This is a genomic window from Luteimonas deserti (assembly GCF_013425765.1).
GTDB classification, from domain to species: Bacteria; Pseudomonadota; Gammaproteobacteria; order Xanthomonadales; family Xanthomonadaceae; genus Luteimonas; species Luteimonas deserti.
Map to the genome: position 1 here is coordinate 36,172 of NZ_JACCJZ010000016.1, position 21,721 is coordinate 57,892.

At 66.4% G+C, this 21,721-nt stretch carries 19 protein-coding genes and 1 other RNA gene; 15 read left to right on the forward strand and 5 right to left on the reverse strand.

Features of this window, described 5'->3' with window-relative positions; genetic code table 11:
• Positions 1-29 precede the first annotated feature (29 nt).
• From H0E82_RS08505 to rpiA, 6 genes are all read left to right on the forward strand, one after another.
• On the forward strand, positions 30-251 hold the full coding sequence (locus H0E82_RS08505; RefSeq protein ID WP_180545035.1) for a TIGR02449 family protein: 222 nt from the start codon (positions 30-32) through the stop codon (positions 249-251).
• Complete coding sequence (locus H0E82_RS08510) at positions 248-547, forward strand: cell division protein ZapA (RefSeq protein ID WP_180545036.1); 300 nt, start codon at positions 248-250, stop codon at positions 545-547. The genes H0E82_RS08505 and H0E82_RS08510 overlap by 4 nt, the downstream gene beginning before the upstream one ends.
• A 104-nt stretch (positions 548-651) precedes the next feature.
• Positions 652-836, forward strand: a non-coding RNA gene (ssrS, locus tag H0E82_RS08515) — 6S RNA.
• Between the two features lie 53 nt (positions 837-889).
• Complete coding sequence (locus H0E82_RS08520; RefSeq protein ID WP_180545037.1) at positions 890-1,471, forward strand: 5-formyltetrahydrofolate cyclo-ligase; 582 nt, start codon at positions 890-892, stop codon at positions 1,469-1,471.
• A complete protein-coding gene (locus tag H0E82_RS08525) occupies positions 1,468-1,947 on the forward strand; it encodes an EVE domain-containing protein (protein ID WP_180545038.1) in 480 nt (159 codons plus the stop codon). The genes H0E82_RS08520 and H0E82_RS08525 overlap by 4 nt, the downstream gene beginning before the upstream one ends.
• Positions 1,944-2,591, forward strand: a complete 648-nt coding sequence (gene rpiA, locus H0E82_RS08530) for a ribose-5-phosphate isomerase RpiA (protein ID WP_180545039.1) — start codon at positions 1,944-1,946, stop codon at positions 2,589-2,591. Before H0E82_RS08525 ends, rpiA begins: the two co-directional genes overlap by 4 nt.
• Positions 2,592-3,150: 559 nt before the next feature.
• On the opposite strand, the gene rpoD is transcribed toward rpiA, so the two are convergent.
• The 5 genes from rpoD to sucC form a co-directional block, all read right to left on the reverse strand.
• On the reverse strand, positions 3,151-5,031 hold the full coding sequence (gene rpoD / locus H0E82_RS08535) for an RNA polymerase sigma factor RpoD (RefSeq protein ID WP_180545040.1): 1,881 nt from the start codon (positions 5,029-5,031) through the stop codon (positions 3,151-3,153).
• Between the two features lie 54 nt (positions 5,032-5,085).
• Positions 5,086-5,523 (reverse strand): D-aminoacyl-tRNA deacylase, encoded by a 438-nt coding sequence (dtd, locus tag H0E82_RS08540; RefSeq protein WP_180545041.1) that lies wholly within the window; start codon positions 5,521-5,523, stop codon positions 5,086-5,088.
• A gap of 2 nt (positions 5,524-5,525) precedes the next feature.
• Positions 5,526-7,163, reverse strand: coding sequence for an NAD+ synthase (locus tag H0E82_RS08545; protein ID WP_180545042.1), 1,638 nt, complete (start codon positions 7,161-7,163; stop codon positions 5,526-5,528).
• A 153-nt stretch (positions 7,164-7,316) separates the two neighbouring features.
• Complete coding sequence (gene sucD / locus H0E82_RS08550; protein ID WP_180545043.1) at positions 7,317-8,189, reverse strand: succinate--CoA ligase subunit alpha; 873 nt, start codon at positions 8,187-8,189, stop codon at positions 7,317-7,319.
• 88 nt (positions 8,190-8,277) lie between these two features.
• Entirely contained in the window at positions 8,278-9,438 is a 1,161-nt protein-coding gene (gene sucC, locus H0E82_RS08555; RefSeq protein ID WP_180545044.1) for an ADP-forming succinate--CoA ligase subunit beta, read from the reverse strand.
• A 183-nt stretch (positions 9,439-9,621) separates the two neighbouring features.
• Here sucC and H0E82_RS08560 point away from each other — a divergent pair, with 183 nt between their 5' ends.
• From H0E82_RS08560 to H0E82_RS08600, 9 genes are all read left to right on the forward strand, one after another.
• Positions 9,622-11,220: a sensor histidine kinase gene (locus H0E82_RS08560; protein ID WP_180545172.1), complete on the forward strand. Its 1,599-nt coding sequence runs from the start codon at positions 9,622-9,624 to the stop codon at positions 11,218-11,220.
• 855 nt (positions 11,221-12,075) lie between these two features.
• A complete protein-coding gene (locus H0E82_RS08565) occupies positions 12,076-13,491 on the forward strand; it encodes a sigma-54-dependent transcriptional regulator (RefSeq protein WP_180545045.1) in 1,416 nt (471 codons plus the stop codon).
• Between the two features lie 79 nt (positions 13,492-13,570).
• On the forward strand, positions 13,571-15,427 hold the full coding sequence (locus tag H0E82_RS08570) for a glycosyltransferase family 39 protein (RefSeq protein ID WP_180545046.1): 1,857 nt from the start codon (positions 13,571-13,573) through the stop codon (positions 15,425-15,427).
• Between the two features lie 189 nt (positions 15,428-15,616).
• Positions 15,617-16,039: a pilin gene (locus H0E82_RS08575; protein WP_425600334.1), complete on the forward strand. Its 423-nt coding sequence runs from the start codon at positions 15,617-15,619 to the stop codon at positions 16,037-16,039.
• Positions 16,040-16,148: 109 nt separating this feature from the next.
• On the forward strand, positions 16,149-16,571 hold the full coding sequence (locus H0E82_RS08580; protein WP_219338477.1) for a pilin: 423 nt from the start codon (positions 16,149-16,151) through the stop codon (positions 16,569-16,571).
• A 34-nt stretch (positions 16,572-16,605) separates the two neighbouring features.
• Positions 16,606-18,555, forward strand: a complete 1,950-nt coding sequence (locus tag H0E82_RS08585) for a tetratricopeptide repeat protein (protein ID WP_180545048.1) — start codon at positions 16,606-16,608, stop codon at positions 18,553-18,555.
• 100 nt (positions 18,556-18,655) lie between these two features.
• Positions 18,656-19,798, forward strand: a complete 1,143-nt coding sequence (locus H0E82_RS08590; RefSeq protein ID WP_235974243.1) for a glycosyltransferase family 4 protein — start codon at positions 18,656-18,658, stop codon at positions 19,796-19,798.
• On the forward strand, positions 19,791-20,711 hold the full coding sequence (locus H0E82_RS08595; RefSeq protein ID WP_180545050.1) for an NAD-dependent epimerase/dehydratase family protein: 921 nt from the start codon (positions 19,791-19,793) through the stop codon (positions 20,709-20,711). Before H0E82_RS08590 ends, H0E82_RS08595 begins: the two co-directional genes overlap by 8 nt.
• Positions 20,662-21,720 carry a glycosyltransferase family 2 protein gene (locus H0E82_RS08600; protein ID WP_235974244.1) on the forward strand — a complete coding sequence of 353 codons (1,059 nt, stop codon included), beginning with the start codon at positions 20,662-20,664 and terminating at the stop codon, positions 21,718-21,720. The genes H0E82_RS08595 and H0E82_RS08600 overlap by 50 nt, the downstream gene beginning before the upstream one ends.
• Position 21,721 lies beyond the last annotated feature (1 nt).

Genomic DNA, 21,721 nt, shown 5'->3' on the forward strand with positions numbered 1-21,721 from the left:
GCCCCCGGCGGCCTGCCTATCGTGCCCGGATGGACCAGCCCGACGTCATCGCCCAGTTGCACCGACTGACGTCGCGCGTCGAAGCGTTGATCGAGCGCGTGCGCCAGCTCAGCGACGAGAACCGCAGCCTGCGCCAGCAGCAGGAGAGCATCGTCGGCGAGCGCGCCCAGTTGCTCTCGAAGAACGAACAGGCGCGCTCGCGGGTCGAGGCCATGATCGCGCGGTTGAAGTCGCTGGAGCAGCACACGTGAGCCCGACCGAAGCCGTCAGCGTGCGCGTGCTCGACCGCGAGTACACCGTCGGCGTTGCGCCCGAGGAACGCGACGGTCTGATGGCCGCGGCCCGCCTGCTGGATTCGCGGATGCGGGAGATCCGTGGCGCGAACCGGATGGCGGCGGTCGATCGGGTGGCCATTCTCGCCGCGCTCAACCTCGCGCACGAACTGCAGCAGCTGCGCGAGAGTGACAGCGGCGGCGCGCGCACGGTGGCCGATGTGGTCCAGGCCCTGCACAGCCGCCTCGATGCGTTCGACAGCGAGACACGTTGATCTCGTTCGCAGCGCGTCCACACGACTGAATTTTCCGCATCGTCCGGACACGATTGCCGACGAACGGGAGCGACGGCCGCAGCCTTCGGGCTATACTCCGTCTGCGTTCTCTGCCGTGCCCGACAGCGCGCAAAACATTCGCCTTGTCCCTTAAAAACGACACCGGGAATGTCAGGAAACCGGGAGTGCCAGTCCGCCCTCGAGCGGGAAGCCCGAAGGAATCCCAGCGTTCCCACTTGAACCTCGGGTTCAAGGTCGTTTCGCTCGCATCGGCATCGGCGGAGAACGTATCCTGATTCCGCCCGCCGCGTCGTCGGCACGCCCGACGACGAGACCGGCTGCATGACCGACCGCATCGACCTTCGCCGACGCCTGCGCGCGCAACGTCGTGAAACGCCTGCCGGCGCGCGCATCGCGGCCGCCGACGGCCTTGCGCGCGAGCTGCTCGCGCTGCCGCTGTTGCCTACTCGTGGCTATGTCGCCGGCTACTGGGCGGGCGACGGCGAGATCGGCCTTCATGTCTTCCAGCTGCGGTTGCCGGCTGGCCTCGTCTATTGCCTGCCCATCCTGCACGGCGACATCCTGCATTTCGCGCCCTGGCGCGCAGGCGATCCGCTGGTGACCAACCGGTACGGTATTCCCGAGCCGGACGTGGAACCGGCGTCGGCGCTCACCGCCGTGGACATGGCCCTCGTTGTCACCCCCCTGGTGGGCTTCGACCGCCACGGCCAGCGTCTCGGCATGGGAGGCGGCTGGTACGATCGCACGTTCGCGTTCCGGCGGACGTCGTCCCCGCCTCCACTGCTGGTAGGCGCGGCATTCGCCAGCCAGGAAACGACGCTTCCACCCCCGGCCCACTGGGACGTCCCGCTCGATGCGATCTGCACCGAATCCGACACCGTGATCCCCACCGCGCGCCCATGAGCACACGCAAACGCCACTGGCTGATGAAGTCCGAGCCTGAGGATTTCTCGATCGACGACCTCGCCCGCGTCGGCACCGAACCGTGGACCGGTGTGCGCAATTACCAGGCGCGCAATTTCATGCGCGACGGCATGCGCATCGGCGACGGGGTGTTGTTCTACCATTCGAATACCGATGTCCCCGGCATCTACGGGATCGCCGAGGTCGCCAGCACGGCGTACCCGGACCCGTCCCAGTTCAAGAAGTCCTCGAAGTACTTCGACGAAAAAGCGACCCAGGAAACGCCGCGCTGGTTTCTGGTCGACGTGCGTTTCGCACGCAAGCTGGATGCACCGGTGCCGCTGTCGCTGATCCGCGAACATGCGAGCGAGCTCGGCGAGGAGTTCGCCCTCATCCGCAAGGGTGCCCGCCTCTCGGTGCTGCCCGTCACCGCCGCGCAATGGAAGCTGCTCTTGTCCCTGGAGACGAAATCATGAGTGAAGCCAAGCGCCTGGCCGGCGAACGCGCGATCGACTATGTCGAGGACGGGATGATCGTCGGCGTGGGCACGGGCTCCACGGTGGCGTTCTTCATCGACGCGCTGGCACGCATCAAGCATCGGATCGACGGCGCGGTCTCGAGCTCGGACCAGAGCACCGAACGCCTGCGCGCGCACGGTATCCAGGTACTGGATCTAAATGCGACCGGCCCCTTGCCGCTGTACGTCGACGGCGCCGACGAATGCGATCCGCACAAGCACCTGATCAAGGGCGGTGGCGCGGCGCTGACGCGCGAGAAGATCATCGCCGAAGCCAGCGCGCGCTTCGTGTGCATCATCGATCCGGCCAAACAGGTCCCGGTACTCGGCACGTTTCCGCTGCCGATCGAGGTGGTCCCGATGGCGCGCAGCCTCGTGGCCCGGGCGATCCTGGAGACGACCGGCGGTCAGCCGGTCTGGCGCGAAGGCGTCAGGACGGACAACGGAAACTGGGTGCTCGACATCCACGGCCTGTCGATCACCGATCCGGTGGCGCTCGAGGCCAAGCTCAACCAGATCCCGGGCGTGGTGAGCGTCGGCCTGTTCGCGCGGCGCAAGGCCGACGTGGTGATCGTCGGCACGGCGACACCCACGGTGCTCTGATCGCCCCGGCAGATGGGCGTCGGCGTGGCGATTCGGGGCACTCCCCCACCGTTTCGACGCCGGCCTCGCCGTCGGCACGATCAGGTTCGGATCGAACGCCGACCAGCGGCTGGCGGTCCATGCGACGCAACGGGGGCGCACGCGCCTGGCGCTCCGATTGATGACGCGTGCGGCATTACGGGGATGCCTTGGAGAATCGCCGCCCGTGTTCGGCCCTCGAGAAGAAGATTCACGACGGCCATCGAATCGCTCAGACGATGAGCGCGGCCAGTCCGGTCGCGAAAGTCCAGCGTGCCGCCCTGTCGCATGCAGCCCATCGTGTCACCAGACTGTTGCCGACGACCGGCACCCAGGGTCGCGATGATGACGCGTCATCGCCGGATCCCGGCAGCTCGAGAACATGGCCGGCTCTCGATGCTGGCGGCCGGTATCGCGCGAGCATGCTCGCCTACCTCAGCACGGTCCGCCGCGTCTGGCGCAACAGCGCCGGGACGCTTGAGACGAATGAAAAAAGCCCGCCTTCCGGCGGGCTTTTCGATTGCAGCCGGGGCCACCGCCCTCACTCGACGTCGAGGAAGCTCCGCAGCTGCTCGCTGCGCGAGGGATGACGCAGCTTGCGCAGCGCCTTGGCCTCGATCTGGCGGATGCGTTCACGGGTGACGTCGAACTGCTTGCCGACTTCCTCAAGAGTGTGATCGGTGTTCATGTCGATGCCGAAGCGCATCCGCAACACCTTGGCCTCGCGCGGGGTCAGGCCGGCGAGCACGTCGCGGACCGTTTCCATGAGGTTGGTGTTGGTGGTCGCGTCGATCGGGGACTCCACGTTGGTGTCCTCGATGAAGTCGCCCAGGTGCGAGTCCTCGTCGTCGCCGATCGGGGTCTCCATGGAGATCGGTTCCTTCGCGATCTTCATGACCTTGCGGATCTTGTCTTCCGGCATGTCCATTTCCTTGGCCAGTTCCTCCGGCGTGGCCTCGCGGCCGTACTGCTGGAGCATTTGGCGGGAAATGCGGTTGAGCTTGTTGATCGTCTCGATCATGTGCACGGGGATACGGATCGTGCGCGCCTGGTCGGCGATCGAACGCGTGATCGCCTGGCGGATCCACCACGTGGCGTAGGTCGAGAACTTGAAGCCGCGACGGTGCTCGAACTTGTCGACCGCCTTCATCAGGCCGATGTTGCCTTCCTGGATCAGGTCGAGGAACTGCAGGCCGCGGTTGGTGTACTTCTTGGCGATCGAGATCACCAGGCGCAGGTTGGCCTCGACCATCTCCTTCTTCGCACGGCGGGCCTTGGTCTCGCCATAGGCCATCGCCCGGTTGATCTCCTTGAGATCGCCCAGGGTCACGCCCATGGCCTTCTCGATGGCCATCGTCGCTTCCTGCTCGGCGACGATCTGGTCGCGGACGTCCTTCAGGCCCGACGACCACTTCTGCTTGCGCTTGATCATCTCGTCCGCCCAGGCCGTATTGGTCTGGTTGCCGTCCCACGCGCGGATGAAGTCCTTGCGCGGCATCTTGGCGACGCGGGTCGAAAGGTCGAGGATGCGGCGCTCGTGGTCCTTGAGCTCGGCGACGACGTCGCGCAGCTTCTTGACCAGCAGATCGGTCAGCGGAAGGGGCAACTTGAACGTCATGAACTGGTCGGCCATCTCGCCGCGCAGCTTCACCACCGGCTTGGCGGTGGCGCCGTTCTTGGCATAGGCCTTCTGGAACTTGTTGAACAGGTCAGCGAGCACGTCCATGCGACGCGCGACCTCTTCCGGATCCGGGCCGCTCGGACCGGCGCTCTCTTCCTCGGCATCGTCCCCGTCGGCGTCTTCCTCGTCGGCATCGTCCTCGGCCTCCGCCTCGGCGACGACCGGCGCGTTGCCCGCGGCGGCTTCTTCCTCGGCCGCGAGTTCCTCGAGCAACTGGTCGTTGAAGCCCACGACCACCTCGGCCAGGCGCTTCTTTCCGGCCTTGTGCAGCTCGTATTCCTCGAGCAGCAGCTGGACCGACCACGGGAAGCTGGCCACCGAGGCCATCATCTGGTTCAGGCCTTCCTCGATGCGCTTGGCGATCGCGATCTCGCCTTCGCGGGTCAGCAGCTCGACCGTGCCCATCTCGCGCATGTACATGCGCACCGGATCGGTGGTGCGACCACCCTCGGTGTCGAGCGATGTCAGCGCGGCGGCCGCTTCTTCGGCCGCGGTCTCGTCGACTTCGCGGTTGCCGCCGGACTGGCCGGCCAGCAGCAGCGTCTCGGCGTCGGGCGCGACCTCATGGACATCGATGCCCATGCCATTGATCATGCCGATGATGTCTTCGATCTGCTCCGGGTCGACCATGTCGTCGGGCAGGTGATCGTTGACTTCGGCATACGTCAGGTAGCCCTGCTCAAGCCCCTTGCTGATCAGGAGCTTGATGTCGGACTGCTGGACGGGACGTTCATTCGCCATGTGGCGCACCGTTGTAAAAGTGAACCCGTAATTGTACCACCTGCAGGGCCGGGATCACGCCCGCAGCAGGAAAGTCACCGGGCCGTCGTTGACCAGGCTGACCTCCATATGGGCACCGAAGCGGCCGGTTTCCACCCCTGGATGACGCGCCCGGCAGACATCGGCCAGTCTCGCAAAGAGATGTTCAGCTTCTGCCGGTGCCGCTGCCGTGCTGAAGCCCGGCCGGTTGCCGGACCGGGTATCCGCGGCCAGGGTGAACTGGCTGACCAGGAGCAGCCCCCCGCCGGTCTCGACCAGCGAGCGGTTCATCCGGCCGGCCGCATCCGGAAACACACGATAGGACAGCAGGCGTGCCGCCATGCGTTCGACCTCGGATTCGCCGTCGGCCGGCTCGATGCCGACCAGCGCCAGCAGCCCGGCCCCGGTGCGCCCGACCACCTCACCCTCCACACGCACCTCGGCCCGGCTCACCCGCTGGATCAGGCTCAGCATGCTCAGCCCAGATAACGGTTGCTGATCGGATAGCGCCGCTCACGGCCGAACGCGCGCCGGGAGATCTTCGGACCCGGGGCGGCCTGGTGCCGCTTCCATTCGCTGACGCGCACCAGGCGCAACATGCGGTCCACCAGCACGGCATCGAAGCCGGCCGCGACGATCTCGTCGCGGGACTCCTCGAGGTCCACGAACCGGCGCAGGATGGCGTCGAGCACGTCGTAGGGCGGAAGCGAGTCCTGGTCGAGCTGGTCCGCCCGCAGTTCGGCCGACGGCGGCCTGTCGATCACGGCCGGGGGGATGACCGGCGCGCCGCCCACCGTGTTGCGCCACTTGGCGAGCCCGAAGACCTCGGTCTTGTAGAGGTCCTTGATCGGTGCATAACCGCCGCACATGTCGCCGTAGATCGTCGCGTATCCCACCGCGTATTCGCTCTTGTTGCCGGTGGTCAGCAGCAGGCCGCCGTGCTTGTTCGACAGCGCCATCATGATCGCGCCCCGGGTGCGCGACTGCAGGTTCTCCTCGGTGACGTCCACGTCCTTGCCCTCGAAGGCGTCGGACAGCGTGTCGAGAAATCCCTGGAACGGGGTTTCGATCGGGATGGTCAGCAGGCGCACGCCGAGCGCAGCGCACTGCTCGGCGGCGAGGTCGTTGCTGAGCCCGGCCGTGTAGCGGGAGGGCATGCGCACGGCGGTGACCTGGTCCGCGCCGAGGGCATCCACCGCCATCGCCAGCACGATGGAGGAATCGATGCCGCCCGACAGGCCGAGCCACGCCGTGGTGAAGCCGTTCTTGCCGCAGTAGTCGCGCAGCCCGCGGACGACCGCGCGCCAGGCCAGCGCGTCCATGCTCTCGTCGCCGTCGTCCACCCACACGACCGGAGCGAATCCCCGCCGCGCGGGTTCGTAGTCCACCACCAGCCACTGGTCGTCGAATGCGACCGCCGCCGGATGCACGGTGCCGTCGGCGTCCGCCACCACCGAGGCGCCGTCGAAGACCAGCGCGTCCTGTCCGCCGACGACATTCACGTAGGCCAGGGCCACGCCACTGTCGCGCGTGCGTTCGGCCAGCAGTGCATCGCGCTGGCGGTGCTTGCCACGCTCGTACGGCGACGCGTTCGGTACCACCACCACCTCCGCGCCGGCCCGCGCGGTCTCGTCGAGAGGCTCGGGGAACCACAGGTCCTCGCAGATCACCAGGCCCACGCCGATGCTGTTGACCTCGAACACGCAGGGGCCGCCGTCGGGGTCCACATGGAAGTAGCGCCGCTCGTCGAAGACGTTGTAGTTCGGCAGTTCCCGCTTGCGGTAGGTGCGCTCCACCTTGCCGTCGCGCAGCACGCTCGCCGAGTTGTAGAGAATGCTGCCCGCCGATTCCGGCCAGCCGACCACCGCCACGATCCCGCGCACGTCCTTGGCGATCTGCATCAGCGCCGCTTCGCAGTCGATCAGAAAGGTCGGCCGCATCAGCAGGTCTTCCGGCGGATAGCCGCTGATCGCCAGCTCCGGGAACACGACCACGTGCGCGGCGAATTCATCGCGCGCCTCGGCGATCATCGCGGCGATGCGTTCTGCGTTGCGGCCCACGTCCCCGACCGGGAAATCGAACTGGGCCAAGGCGATGCGCAGAGGGTCGGTCATGTCGGGCGGCACGCGGGCGGGACGACCATCATAGCGGCGCCCCGGCAGGCCACCGCATGTCGGCGACGGCGCGGCAGGCACGCGGGCGACGGCGGCCGCCCATGAAAAAGGCCGCCCGGAGGCGGCCTTTCCGTACGCGCCGTGCGGCGCGACTTACTTGACCAGCGCGGCGATCGCCTCACCCAGGTCACCCGGCGAACGGACGGTCTTCACGCCGGCCGCTTCCATCGCCTTGAACTTGCCTTCGGCCGTGCCCGAACCGCCCGAGGCGATCGCACCGGCATGGCCCATGCGCTTGCCCGGAGGGGCCGACGCACCAGCGATGAAGCCCACGACCGGCTTCTTGACGTGCGCCTTGATGTACTCGGCGCCCGCTTCCTCGGCGTCGCCGCCGATTTCGCCGACCATGATGATGCCCAGCGTCTGCGGGTCTTCGTTGAACAGCTTCAGGCAGTCGACGAAGTTCAGGCCGTTGATCGGGTCGCCGCCGATGCCGATGACGGTCGACTGGCCGAGGCCGGCCGCGGTGGTCTGCTTGACCGCCTCATAGGTCAGCGTGCCCGAGCGCGACACGATGCCGATCTTGCCCGGCATGTGGATGTGGCCCGGCATGATGCCGATCTTGCACTCGCCCGGCGTGATCACGCCCGGGCAGTTCGGACCGACCAGGGTGACGTCCGGGTGCGACTTCAGCACGTTCTTGACGCGCAGCATGTCGAGCACCGGAATGCCCTCGGTGATGCAGACGATGACCTTGATGCCGGCCGCGGCCGCTTCGAGGATCGCGTCGGCCGCGAACGGCGGCGGCACGTAGATCACCGAGGCGTCGGCGCCGGTGGCCTCGACCGCTTCGCGCACGGTGTTGAACACCGGCAGGTCGATGTGCGTGGTGCCGCCCTTGCCCGGCGTGACGCCGCCGACGACCTGGGTGCCGTATTCCACCATCTGGGTGGCGTGGAAGGTGCCCTGCTGGCCGGTGAAGCCCTGCACGATCACCTTGGTGTTCTTGTTGATGAGGACGCTCATTGGAAATCCTGTGGTGTCGTAGAAGCGCGCGCGGCATCGCGAAGACCGCGACCGCGCGCAAGCGCGTGTCTACAGATGATGTGTGGGCTTACGCGGCGGCCGCGACGGCCTTCTTGGCGCCGTCGTTGATGTCGTCGGCCGCGGTGATGGCCAGGCCCGACTCGGCCAGCAGCTTCTTGCCCGCTTCGACGTTCGTGCCTTCCAGGCGCACGATCACCGGCACCTTGACGTCCACTTCCTTGACCGCGGCGATGATGCCTTCGGCGATCATGTCGCAGCGGACGATGCCGCCGAAGATGTTGACGAAGATCGCCTTGACCTTGTCCGAGGACAGGATGAGCTTGAACGCCTCGGTCACGCGCTCCTTGGTCGCGCCACCGCCCACGTCGAGGAAGTTCGCCGGCGAGCCGCCGTTGAGCGCGATCACGTCCATCGTCGCCATGGCCAGGCCCGCGCCGTTGACCATGCAGCCGATGTTGCCGTCCATGGTCACGTAGTTCAGGTCGTACTCGCTGGCGCGCACTTCGGCCTCGTCTTCCTGCGAGGTGTCGCGCATCGCGGCCAGATCCTTGTGGCGGAAGGTCGCGTTGTCGTCGTTGTTGACCTTGCCGTCGAGGGCGTACAGATCGCCGTTGTCGAGGATGGCCAGCGGGTTGAGTTCGACCAGCGCCAGGTCCTTCTCGTTGAACAGGGTGTAGAGGCCACCCATGATCTTGGCGAGCTGGTTGGCCTGCTTGGCGGTCAGACCGATCTTGAAGCCGATGTCACGGCCCTGGTAGGGCTGGAAGCCTTCGACGAAGCCGACGTTGAGCGTCTCGATCTTCTCCGGCGTCTCGGCGGCCACCTGCTCGATGTCCACGCCGCCCTCGCTGGAGACGATATAGGTGATCGACTGGGTGCCGCGGTCGACCAGCACCGACAGGTACAGTTCCTTGTCGATCTCGCCGGCTTCGGTGACCAGCACCAGATTCACCGGCAGGGCGACGCCCGCCGACTGGTAGGTCGCCATCTTCGTGCCGAGCATGGCGGCCGCGGCCGTCTTCACGTCGTCGGTGGTCTTGCAGAACTTCACGCCGCCGGCCTTGCCGCGGCCGCCCGCATGGATCTGGGCCTTGACCATCCAGGGGCCATCGCCGAGCGCCTTGGCGGCCTCGACTGCTTCGTCGGCGGTGGACGCGACGCGCCCGGCCGGCACGGGGATGCCGTAATCGGCAAACAACTGCTTCGCCTGGTATTCGTGGAAGTTCATGTGGGGTCCATCGGTGAGGAGTAGTGCCGGCCGCATGCGGGCGCGCGAAGCGCCGGAGGCCGACCGGGCCCGCCATTCTCGCGCATGCGGCGCCCCCGGGCAAAACCGCCGGTCCGGCGCCGGCCTATACTGGGCACCGTCCGCACCGCTGGAGCGTCTGTGCGCCTGCTCGCCGTTCCCACGATGTCGCCGTGGCTGATGCAGCGCGAGCTGTCGCTGTTCTCGCTCTACCGCCTGCTCGAGGCCGCCCTGCTCGCCCTGCTGGTGTTCAGTCCCTGGGGCGCCCTGCTGGGCGAGGTGGTGGATGCCCCGCTGGCGATCTCGGTGGCTGCGGGGTATTTGGTGGCGTCGGTGGGCCTGCTGTTCCATGCCCGCCGGCCACGGATCGACCACCCCGCGCATGCCCTGGTCGGGGTGGGCGTGGACATCGCCGTCGCCGCCCTGGTGACCCATGCGATCCCGGAGGTCGCGCCGGGCGTGGCGATGCTGCTGCTGTTCAACATCGGCGCCGCATCGCTGTTCGTCCCGCTGCGCATCAGCTTGCTGATCGCCGCCGCCGCCGCGCTGTCGCTGCTGGTCGAACGCATCGCGAGCGTCCTCGGGAACGGCTTCGACCGGCCGCTGGCGGAAACGCTGATGTTCGCCCTGGGCTTCTTCGCGGCCGCATCGCTGACCCACCAGCTCGCCCGCCAGGCGCGCGAGAGCCAGGCGCTGGCGGACCGCCGCGGCGCCGAAGCCGCGAATCTGGCCGAGATCAACGACCTGATCATCCGGCGCATGCAGACCGGCGTGCTGCTGGTCGATGGCACCGGAGAGGTCCGCCTGGCCAACGAGGCGGCCATGTTGCTGCTGGGCGATGGCGATCCGCCTGCCGACGACCGGCTGCACGGGCGCACGCTGTCCCAGCTCGCGCCGCCGCTGGCCATGCGCCTGGCCGAATGGCTGCGCACCGGGCGCAGCGACGATGCGCCGCTCACCCTGCGCGAACACGCCGACGTCATGCCGCGCTTCGTGCGCCTTCTGGCCAACTCGGACTCGCGCGACAACACCCTGGTGTTCCTCGACGACACCTCGCTGGTCTCGCGTCGCGCGGAGTCGCTGACGCTGGCCACCATGGGCCGGTTCTCCGCCGGGCTCGCCCACGAGATCCGCAATCCGCTGGCGGCCATCAGCTACGCCACCCAGCTGCTCGAGGAGTCGGACGAGATCCACGATGCGGATCGCCGCCTGCTGCAGATCATCCACCAGCAGTGCGTGCGTACCAATGGGATCGTCGAGAGCGTCCTGGGTCTGGCGCGCCGCGAGCGCGCGCGGCCGGAGCATGTCGAGCTGGGCGGCGCGGCCCGCGCCTTCCTCCAGGACTACCGGATGATCGTCACGGACGAGAATGCGGAACTCCAGGTGAGCTGCGAGCATGCCGCGCTGGGCGCCATCTTCGATCCGCGTCACCTGCACCAGGTGCTGACCGCCCTGGTCAACAACGCGGTGCGCTACGGGCGCATGCCGGGCGAGCCGGCGCGGATCACGCTCCGCATCGACCAGCAGGGCGACCATCCCGCGCTGAGCGTGCTGGACCGGGGCCCGGGCATTCCGGAGGCCGTCGCCGCGCAGCTGTTCCGGCCGTTCTTCACCACCTCCGAAAGCGGCACCGGCCTCGGCCTCTACATCGCCCACGAGCTGTGCCGGGCCAACGAGGCCCAGCTGGCCTACGTCGCCGTGCCCGGCGGCGGGGCCTGTTTCCGGGTGACGATGGCGGCGCGTCAATCGCTGTTGCGCGACTGACCCCGCAGCCGCCGCCTGCCTGGCCCTTGCCCGAGCGGTCTCGGGCAGCGGGACACCCTCGCCCGGCCTTCCGCTTCCCGCGCTGCGCCTCCCGACGTCTTGGCGTGCGGTCACCGTGCCTGGGCGCGGGCGTGCCCTGCTATCGCGCCTCCACCGTGCCGGGGAAAGTCACCTTGCAGCGGACCGGCGTCCGCTGCCGGGCGACGGCGGACGAGGCCCGGAACCGGCACCGCGTTGCGCCACGCCGGAGGGGCACAGCCGCCCCAGAGCCTCCGGAAACGAACACGGTGCGGTCTGCGCGGGAGACACGAAGCCGGTCTGTCATGCCTCGTCACGATGAGGCGCCGTGCCGGCGTTGCGGCTGCACCGCGGGTCGTCATTTCACGCCCACCCCTGCGCCGCATGACGGGCGCCCCCACCTCGATGCCGCCGCCCGGCCCACGCCAGGCCCGGGGCCCTGATGCTCGATGTGCAGGTGCCACAACCGCGACGGCCTCACCGATGGGCCGACCGATGCCACGCGAACGGAGATACGGGCCTCCCGGGACGGCGGCGGTCGTACAATGGGCCGGAGCCGCCGGTGGCGCGCCTGCCGCATGCACATGTCTCCAGCGCCGCGTCGTGCTCGTGCTCATGAGCGCACTTTGCCGACCGTCATACTCACTCGCGGCTCGCCCCTGCGAGACACACGCTGCCTTTGCAGCCCTGCCGTCGGACCGGTGGGCTCGACCCCGTCCTGCGGCGTGAATAGCCGGGCGCCGCGGTGTGGCGCCGTTTTCCGGGGACCCCCGCCTCGTCAGCCGGGTCAAAAGCTGTCACCATGCGTCACATCCAAACCGCTGTTTGACCGCCTCGATGAGTGAAACCCGCAGCGCCCTGATCGTCGACGACGAACACGACATCCGTGAACTGCTGGTCCTCACCCTCGGGCGAATGGGGCTGCGCACCGATACCGCGCCCAACCTCGCCGCCGCGCGCGAGATGCTCGGCACGGCCACCTACGATCTCTGCCTCACCGACATGCGCCTGCCCGACGGCTCCGGCCTCGAGCTCGTGGGCGAGATCAGCACCCGCTTTCCCGGCATGCCGGTCGCGGTGATCACCGCCTACGGCAACGTCGAGGCGGCGGTCGAGGCGCTGAAGGCCGGCGCATTCGACTTCGTCAACAAGCCGGTCGACATCCATGTGCTGCGCGGCCTGGTGCGCCAGGCCCTGGAGCTGGGCGAGCGCGCACGTCGCACCAGCGAAGAACACAGCAGCCGCCTGCTCGGCGCGTCGGATGCCATGGTCACGCTGCGCAACACCATCGCCAAGGTCGCCCGCAGCCAGGCGCCGGTGTTCATCAACGGCGAATCGGGCACCGGCAAGGAACTGGTGGCGCGCACCATCCACGCCCAGGGCGCACGCGCCGCGGGCCCGTTCGTTCCGGTGAACTGCGGCGCCATTCCCACCGAACTGATGGAGAGCGAGTTCTTCGGCCACAAGAAGGGCAGCTTCACCGGCGCGCACAGCGACAAGCCCGGCCTCTTCCAGGCCGCCGACGGCGGGACGCTGTTCCTCGACGAAGTGGCCGAACTGCCGCTGCCGATGCAGGTCAAGCTGTTGCGTGCGATCCAGGAGAAATCCATTCGGCCCGTCGGCGCCCCCGGCGAGGTGCAGGTGGACGTGCGCATCCTCTCGGCCACCCACAAGGACCTCGGCGTGCTGGTCAGCGAAGGCCGCTTCCGCCACGACCTGTACTACCGAATCAACGTGATCGGCCTGAACGTGCCGCCCCTGCGCGAGCGCGCCGGCGACCTGCCGCTGCTGTCCAACGCCATCCTCCAGCGTCTGGCACAGGCCATGCACCGTGCACCGCCGATGCTCGACGACCACGCCGTCGCCGCGCTCGAGGCCTATCCGTTCCCCGGCAATGTTCGCGAACTGGAGAACGTGCTGGAACGCGCGCTGGCCATGGCCGACGGCGACAGCATCACCGCCGACGACCTGCACCTGCCCGCCGCCCCCGGCGCACCGCGCACCATGTCTCCGGTCATCACCGGCACGCACCCCGCCCTGCCCGCCGGCACGCCCCCGCCGCGCGACCCGCGCACCGTCAGCCCGTTCGAGACGGCGGGCACTGCCCTGCCTTCCTTCATCGAGGACATCGAGCGCGCCGCGATCCAGCAGTCCCTGCAGGAAAACCGCTACAACAAGACCAAGACCGCGGCCGCGCTGGGCATCACCTTCCGGGCGCTTCGGTACAAGCTGAAGAAGCTCGGGATCGATTGAGCATGCGCGCTGGCTGCAACGTTTGACAGCGCATCCCCAGACCGCGACCCTCGCTCCGCCGTTCGGCGAGGGGTTCAACATGCACACACCGTTTGTCCAGCGCCGTACTCTGGGGATTGCTCTCGCCTTCGTTCTGGTGCTGCGCCTGATCCATATGCGCTATGCACTGGCTGGTCCACTGACCTGGCAGATGGGTGCAGACGAGGATTTCTATTGGCGCTTCGCGCAGGACGTCGCCCAAGGCAGCGGCGGGCTGACCGCGGAATTCGCGTTCATGGACCCGCTGTACGGCTATCTGCTCGGCGCCAGCCTGAAGCTGGGTATGGGAGCCTTCCCTCTCTATCTGTTGCAGATCGGCGTTGACTGCCTCTCCGCCTTCGGGCTCTACCGTCTAGGGTGCCTGCTCGGGCGCCCGCGTGCCGGGCTGCTCGCACTGGTGGTTTACGGCCTGACGGGCACCGCGATCGCCTACAGCATGGCGCTGCTCAAGGCGACATGGGTCGCGGCATTCGTCATCTGGTGGATGTATGGCGCACTGCGCCTGACGGCCGGGCAACGCGGACGCAGCGCGATCATGTTCGGCGTGTTCTGCGGGCTGGGCATCGCCCTGCGGGCCAATCTCCTGCTGATGGTTCCGCTGGCCGTGTTTTGCATCGGATGGCTGCGATGGCGCGATGGCGCGCGCGCGCCCGAGCTGGCGCGTTTGGGCGGGGGCATCCTTGCGGGCGTCCTGATCCCCGTTCTGCTGCTGGTCGCTCGGAACGTCACGATTTCCGACAAATGGTCGCCCATGCCCAACAACGGCGGCATCGTGCTTCACCAGATCTACAACGCCGGGAATCCAGAAGGCCGGGCCGGCGTGCCGGAATTCGTCGGGAGGTACACCGCGCCCAGCGAGATCTGGGACGGCTACCGCAGGGAAGCCGAGCGGCGCCTCGAACGCCCGCTCGCACCCCAGGCGGTCGACGCCTATTGGAGGGCCGAGGCCATGGCGTACCTGCGGGCGCACCCGGGTCGATCGATCGGCAATGGCATTCGCAAGCTGCGGGAGGCCAGCGCCTATCCGGAAGTACCGAACACGCGGAACTACGTCGACGAGCGCATCGTCTCGCCCCTGCTCGCCGTCCTGCCACTGCCGTTCGGCTGGTTGTTCGCCCTGGGCATTCCGGGCCTCGCCCTGCTGGCGGTCCGCGATCGCCGCAGCCTCATCGTGCTGGCACCATTGGCCATGGGCGCACTGACCCTGGCAGTGTTCTTTGCGGAAGACCGGTTCCGCTTCAATGTGATCGGGCCATTCGTCCTCGGTACCGGCATCTGGCTCGATGCGGCCTGGCGGCTTGCGTCGGCCCGGCGATGGTCCGTCTTTGCCGCAGCCTGCGGCCTGCCTCTAGTGCTGGGTGCATGGACCCTCGTCCAGGCACGGCTGCTCATTCCTCCCTTTCCCAGCGATACCCAGCGATTGATGTGGGGCTACATCAAATCCGGTCAGGAGGCCAAGGCGCGCGCCCTGCTCGACCAGATGGCCGCTACCCACCCCGAAGCAGCCGGAATCGACGAAGTGCAGGGCTACCTTGCAGTTCGCGATACGCGCTGGACCGACGCCGCCGCCCATCTGGAGCGCGCGATCGGGCAACGGCCGGACCGGCACGAGGCCTGGCACAATTTCAGCCTGGCGCTGGAGGCTACGGGGCGTGTGGAAGACGCGCTGGTGGCCGAACTGCGAGCAGTCGACCTGCGCCCTGGCCAGGCCGACTACCTGATTCGTGCAGGTGATCTGCTGAAGGCGCTGGGGCGCGAACAGGACGCCCGCGAGTTGTGGACATGCGCGACGCGCGTCGCACATTCGACAGCGCAGCAGGCAGGACTCCACCAGCGTTTGGCAGCTCCCGGTGAAGCACCGACTGACGCCGTTGGTCACAGCCCATGCCCGGAGTGACGTTATGCGTCACCACCTTCGCCAATCCGAAGACCAAAATGGGACCTGAAGCAGATTTACCGAGTCAAAACAGTTGGCATGCAACATGCTGCTACCAGATGGCACGTGCATGCGCACGGCTGCCCAAGGATCGGCAACCAGCCGGCCACAGGCACGTGACACTCCACTCCTAGGGGATACATCATGAAAATGCTGCAGAAGGGCTTCACTCTGATCGAACTGATGATCGTCGTTGCGATCATCGCCATCCTGGCCGCCATCGCGCTGCCGGCCTACCAGGACTACGTGGCTCGCTCGCAGGTGTCGGAAGGCATGAGCCTGTCGGCCGGAGCGAAGACCGCGATTGCCGAGTACTACGCGAACTTTGCGGCGTGGCCGGCGAACAACACGGCCGCCGGGCTCGCAACCGCCAACTCGATCAGCGGCAAGTACGTGTCCAGCACCACCGTCGGCGCCAACGGCGTCATCACGGTTGCATACAACCAGAGTGCGACCAGCACCAAGATCCGCAATAACGATCTGACGCTGACCCCGAGCGACCGCGGCGGCAGCGTGGCCTGGGCCTGCGCCGGTTCGATCGACAACAAGTACCGCCCGAGCTCCTGCCGTTAATCAGCAGTAGTTTCGTGAACGAGGGCCGCCATGTGCGGCCCTCGTTCGTTCCAAGGTCCGGCCATTGCCTCGCGGGACCCGCGATGCGGCCATTACAGGGGGACTGATCATGCGTTCGAAGGGATTCACATTGATTGAACTGATGATCGTGGTCGCGATCATCGCCATTCTGTCCGCCATCGCGCTCCCGGCCTACCAGGACTATGTGGCCCGCAGCCAGGTCGCGGAAGGCCTTGTAGTCGCCGGTGGCGCCAAGATCGCCGTCACCGAATATCACGCCCACAACGGCGAGTGGCCCGACAGTCACGCAGCAATGGAACTGGCCGCCGCGCAGTCGATTACGGGACGATATGTGTCCTCCACGTCTGTCGGGAACGACGGTCGCATCACTGTGGCGTACAACCGCACGGCAACTAGTGCGAAGATCCGCAACGCCGATCTGGTACTGGTACCGCGCACGTCCGATTCCACCGTCTACTGGGACTGCGAAGGAAGCGTGGATCCGCGCTATCGCCCCAGTTCCTGTCGCTGACTGACGCTCTGCGATGCCGCGATCTGGGTTGACCGTGTCAGGCCGTGCCCTGGTGTGGGGCGCGGCCACATTCTTGCTCCTACTGGCGTTCGCAGTCTTCGTGCAGGGACTGAGCGGCGGGTTCGTGTTCGACGATTACCCAAATCTCGTCAACGACCCGCACTGGCGCCTGACGTCGTTGACGTTGGGCGGCGTGCGCGAAGCCACCGGAAACGGGTTTTCAGGCCTTGGCGGCCGACCACTTGCACTGCTGTCGTTCGCGCTGGACCACCTGCGTGCGGGCCCCGATCCGGCGGCACTCAAGCTGACGAACGTGGCCTTGCACGCGCTCAACACGGTGCTCGTCTTTCTGCTGGTGCGCACGCTGGTGGAGCTCATCCCTGACCGCAAGGGCGCGACAGTTACCCGCGACGCGCTGTTTGCGGCTGCCGTTGCAGCCGTCTGGTCGATCCATCCGCTTCAGGTATCCACAGTGCTGTACATCGTGCAGCGCATGGAGATCGGCGCCACGACCGGCATCCTGCTGGCTTGCCTGGCGTACCTGCAGGGCCGACGGCGACAGATCAGCGGGCAGCGAAGCTGGACCTGGTTCACCGGCGCCACGCTGGCCACACTGGTCGGACTGGGGTTTAAGGAATCGGCAATCCTGGCCCCCATCTTCATCGCGGCGATCGAAGTCTGCGTGCTGCGGTTCGCCGGACCGGCACGAATGTCGCGCTGGCTCAAACTGCTGTTCACTGCCGCGGCGATCACAGGCTGCCTGGCGTTCGCGTTCGTGGTGGTACCTCATTTCGCTGCGCCCGGACGCTACGCGTTCCGTGAATTCGATCTCCAGCAGCGCCTGCTCACACAGGGCCCCGTGCTGGTGCATTACCTTAGTCAGATCCTGCTGCCGATACCCGATCGGCTGGTGTTTTACTACGACAACTTCCCGCTCTCTCGGGGACTGCTGGCACCCGCCTGGACGCTGGCCGCGTGGACCATCCTCGTCGCCCTCGCCGCCCTCGCCCTGGTCTACAGGACACGCTACCCGCTGGCGTCGCTAGGCGTCGCATGGTTCTTCGTGGGGCATCTGCTGACCAGCAATGTCGTCCCTCTGGAGATCGCGTTCGAGCACCGCAACTATCTGGCGCTCATGGGCGTGCTGCTGATCGTGGCCGATGCCGGCGCGCGCGTAATGCGACGCGTGCATCTTGATGCCCGTATCACCATCGTGGTGGTGGTCGTGTTCGCCACGATCGTGCTGACCACGCTCCAAGTGAAGACCTGGGCCGAACCCATGCGTCTGGCAACCGCTCTGGCCAGCCGCAACATCGACTCGCCCCGCGCGTCCTACGCCCTGGGCCGCGGCCTGTTCGAGCAGAGCCGCGATGACATCAACTCCCCCAGCTGGAGCCTCGCCAAGCAGGAATTCCTGCATGCCGCGCGGCTCGGCGCGCGCTCACCGTTGCCCGAGCAGGCACTGATCATCATGCATGCCCGCGACGGCACTCCACTTGCCGATGACATCTGGCCACGCCTGCAGCGGAAGTTTGCCGAGCATGTGCTGACCGCCGAGTCCGAAGGTGCACTGTGGCAACTGGCCAACTGCCGGCAGCTGGAACAATGCCCACTTGACGCGCAGGCGCTGTTCGAGACATTCATCGTCGCACTCGAACGCAATCCCGATTCCGCCCGCTTGCATTCGATGTACGCGACCTTCGCCTATACCGTGCTGCAGGATCCTGACCTCGGTATCGCGATGATGCGTGAGGCTATCGCGCTCGCACCGACCGATGCGCAGTTCAAGGCGAATCTCGCGCGGATGATCGTATGCCTGCCCCAGTATGAAGACGAATGGGAACGGCTGGTCGCGACGGTACGCCTTGCAAATCAGCACGGAACCTATGCAGAGGACCTCTTGAAAATCGAGCGCGGATACGACAACTGCGCAACACTGCCCGCTCGACCCCGGTCCTCCCAAGAGCCACCGGAACGTCGCTAGTATCTGCCACGGCTTCAGCGGATAACGCTACTGCGCGCCGAATACTGCGCCACGTAGTGGAGTCAGACGGCTGCATCACACGGAATAGCGAACTATCATGATGTCTGAGGCTGCGCCGGATCCGCTGGACGTACTGATGGTGGCCAGCTCTTTTCCGTCTGATGCCGATGATTGGCGGGCTGTTTTCATGCGGGAGTTGGCCAATGCACTGGGCCGCCAGGCCGCGATACAGCTCCGCATCTGGGCCCCGCCGGGTGACACCGGGCCGGGCGTAGAACACGTGCTTCAAAGCGACGATGCCAACTGGCTGTCAAGATTGATGCGCGAAGGGGGAATTGCGCATCTGCTGCGCACCCGCCCCCTCTACGCCGGCCTGGTCGCGGCCGGACTGCTGCGACGATTGAGACGGAGCTACCTCGGGAACGCGGATATCGACCTCCGCCATGTGAACTGGCTACAGAACGCGCTGGCGCTTCCCGATGATCGCAAGCCACTCGTGGTGACCGCGCTTGGCAGCGATCTCGCACTTCTCCGTTATGCGCCCATACGTTGGGCAGTCAGGCGCCTGTTGAAACGCCGCCCGGCGATCGTATGCCCTAATGCAGGCTGGATGGTGACCCCGCTGCGCGGTGCGCTCGGCGGGGATATCGATATCCGTGAAGTGCCCTTCGGCATTGACGCCATTTGGTACGACTTGACCCGCGCACCGTTGCAGACCCCGCACCGCTGGCTGGCAGTCACGCGTCTGACGAGCGGAAAGCTGGGCGATCTCTTCGCCTGGGCTGCGCCGTACTTCGAGGATGACCGGAGGCATCTCGACCTCATTGGGCCGATGCAGGAAGCCGTTGATATTCCCGAATGGGTCCACTACCACGGTCCTGCGACGCCGGCACAGCTGTGCGAGCACTGGTTTCCCAGTGCGACCGGCCTAATCACTCTCAGCCGCCACGCAGAGGGTCGCCCGCAGGTGATGCTGGAAGCCATGGCGGCGGGCTTGCCGATCATTGCGTCAGACATCGACGCGCATGCCAGCTTTCTGCGGCACGACGAGACCGCTTGGCTCTGCAACAGTCCAGGGCATTTCCGCGACGGCCTCCTCAGGCTGGAGAATGCAGACTCCAACACTGTTATTGGCGAGGCGGCACGTAACTGGGCACGTAGCACCATCGGCACATGGAACGATTGCGCAGCGCGGTATCTTGCGCTTTATCGCGAACTCCTGGAGCTGCCGCCACGTGACTGACCAGATCTTCGTGCTGGGTGCAGGCGGCTTCATTGGCCGGGCCTTGTGTGATTCATTGGCATCCAGCGGTTTTCGGGTGCTGGCCGCCACCCGGCAGCCAACACCGTTCGTCCGGGCTGGAGTCGAGAACATCGTTTCGCCTTTCAGCGAATGGGAGCACTTCGCTCCGTGGCTCGGAAGATGCAACGCCATCGTGCACGCCGCATCGCTGACCACCCCTTCAAGCAGCGCCGCCCATCCACAGTTGGATGGCAACCTTCGGTCGACATTGGCACTGATTGAAGCACTGCAGGAGTTTCCATCAAAAAGCCTGCTGTACTTGTCTTCGGGCGGCGCTTTGTATGAGGAGCGACTCGGCCTCGTGGAGGAAACGACGCCCCTCCGGCCACGCTCCTATCACGGCGCGGGCAAGGCGGCTGCCGAGCACTTCATTCAGGCCTGGTCCACGCAATACGGGGGGTCCGCCACCATATTGCGACCATCGAACGTCTACGGCCCCGGTCAACATCCCCGCCCCGGCTTTGGTGTGGTTCCTGCCGCGTTCGAGTGCATTCGATCCAACAGCCCGCTGCAGATATGGGGCGATGGAGAAAGCGTCCGGGACTATCTCTATGTTGACGACCTCGTCAACCTGTGCTGCGACGTGTTGCGTGCGAGTCCGGGTGCCGGCAGGACAGAACTGATAAATGCGTCCAGTGGAACCGGGACCTCTTTGCTCAAGATGTTGTCACACGTCGAGCGCGCCACCGGCCAGATGATTCGCAAGGAGTTTCTACCTGAGCGGTCGGTCGACATGAAACGCGTGGTACCTGACAACAGCTTGGCCAGGCGACGGTTCGGCTGGGAGCCGCGCGTGAGTCTTGATGACGGATTGTCCGCTGCATGGCATTGGTATCGAGGCGTGTATGGGTGAAACGAGCCCACTGATCTCGGTCTGCATTGCGAATTACAACGGGGAGAAACTGCTATCGGACTGCATCGATTCAGTCCTCGACCAGGACGTCTTAGCGCGCGTGGAAATCATTGTCCACGACGATGCGTCCAGCGACGCCTCGCTTGACCTGCTTCAGACCCGATATCCCCAGGCGAGGGTGATCGCCTCCCCCAGCAATGTCGGCTTCTGTGCCTCCAACAACCGAATGGTGGATGCCGCCATCGGCGACTACGTCCTGCTGCTCAATAACGATGCGGCGCTGGCACCATGCGCGTTGTCAGCCTTGCTTGCAGAGCAGCGGAGGATTGCCGGGCCCTGCATCCTTTCGCTTCCGCAGTACGACTGGGACAGCGGTGCCCTGGTGGACCGCGGGTGTCTGTTGGACCCGTTCTACAATCCTGTTCCCAATCTTGATCCGGCGCGCCAGGATGTCGGCTACGTGATCGGGGCATGCCTTTGGGTAGAGCGCCGACTCTGGCTGGAGCTTGACGGCTTTCCCGAATGGATGGAGTCGATCGGAGAAGACCTGTTCCTGTGTGGGCTGGCGCGTTTGCGTGAGGTGCCAGTGCGCTGCATCGATGGCAGCCGCTACCGCCATAGACAGGGGGCGAGCTTCGGCGGAAACCGGGTCGACGGTGGCTTGCGCAGCACGTACAGGCGCCGGGCACTGAGTGAACGCAATAAGACCTTGGCGTTGTTGATCTGTACGCCCGGTTGGCCGGCCTGGCCTCTGCTGATACTGCACCTGTCCCTACTCTGCGCCGAAGGCGCGCTGATCTCGCTGCTACGGCGGGACGCGCGGTTGTGGCGCGAGGTGTATCGTCCGGTGCCGCACACCGTGCTGGGTTCGTTAGATCGTTGGAGCGCGCTCCGGCGGCGCGTGCAGAGCGCCACCTGTACAACGCCTCGCGAGTGGTGGAGTGCCTTCAAGTGGTTGCCGCGCAAGCTCTCGTTGATCTGGCGACACGGCGTTCCCGAGGTCCGTTGAT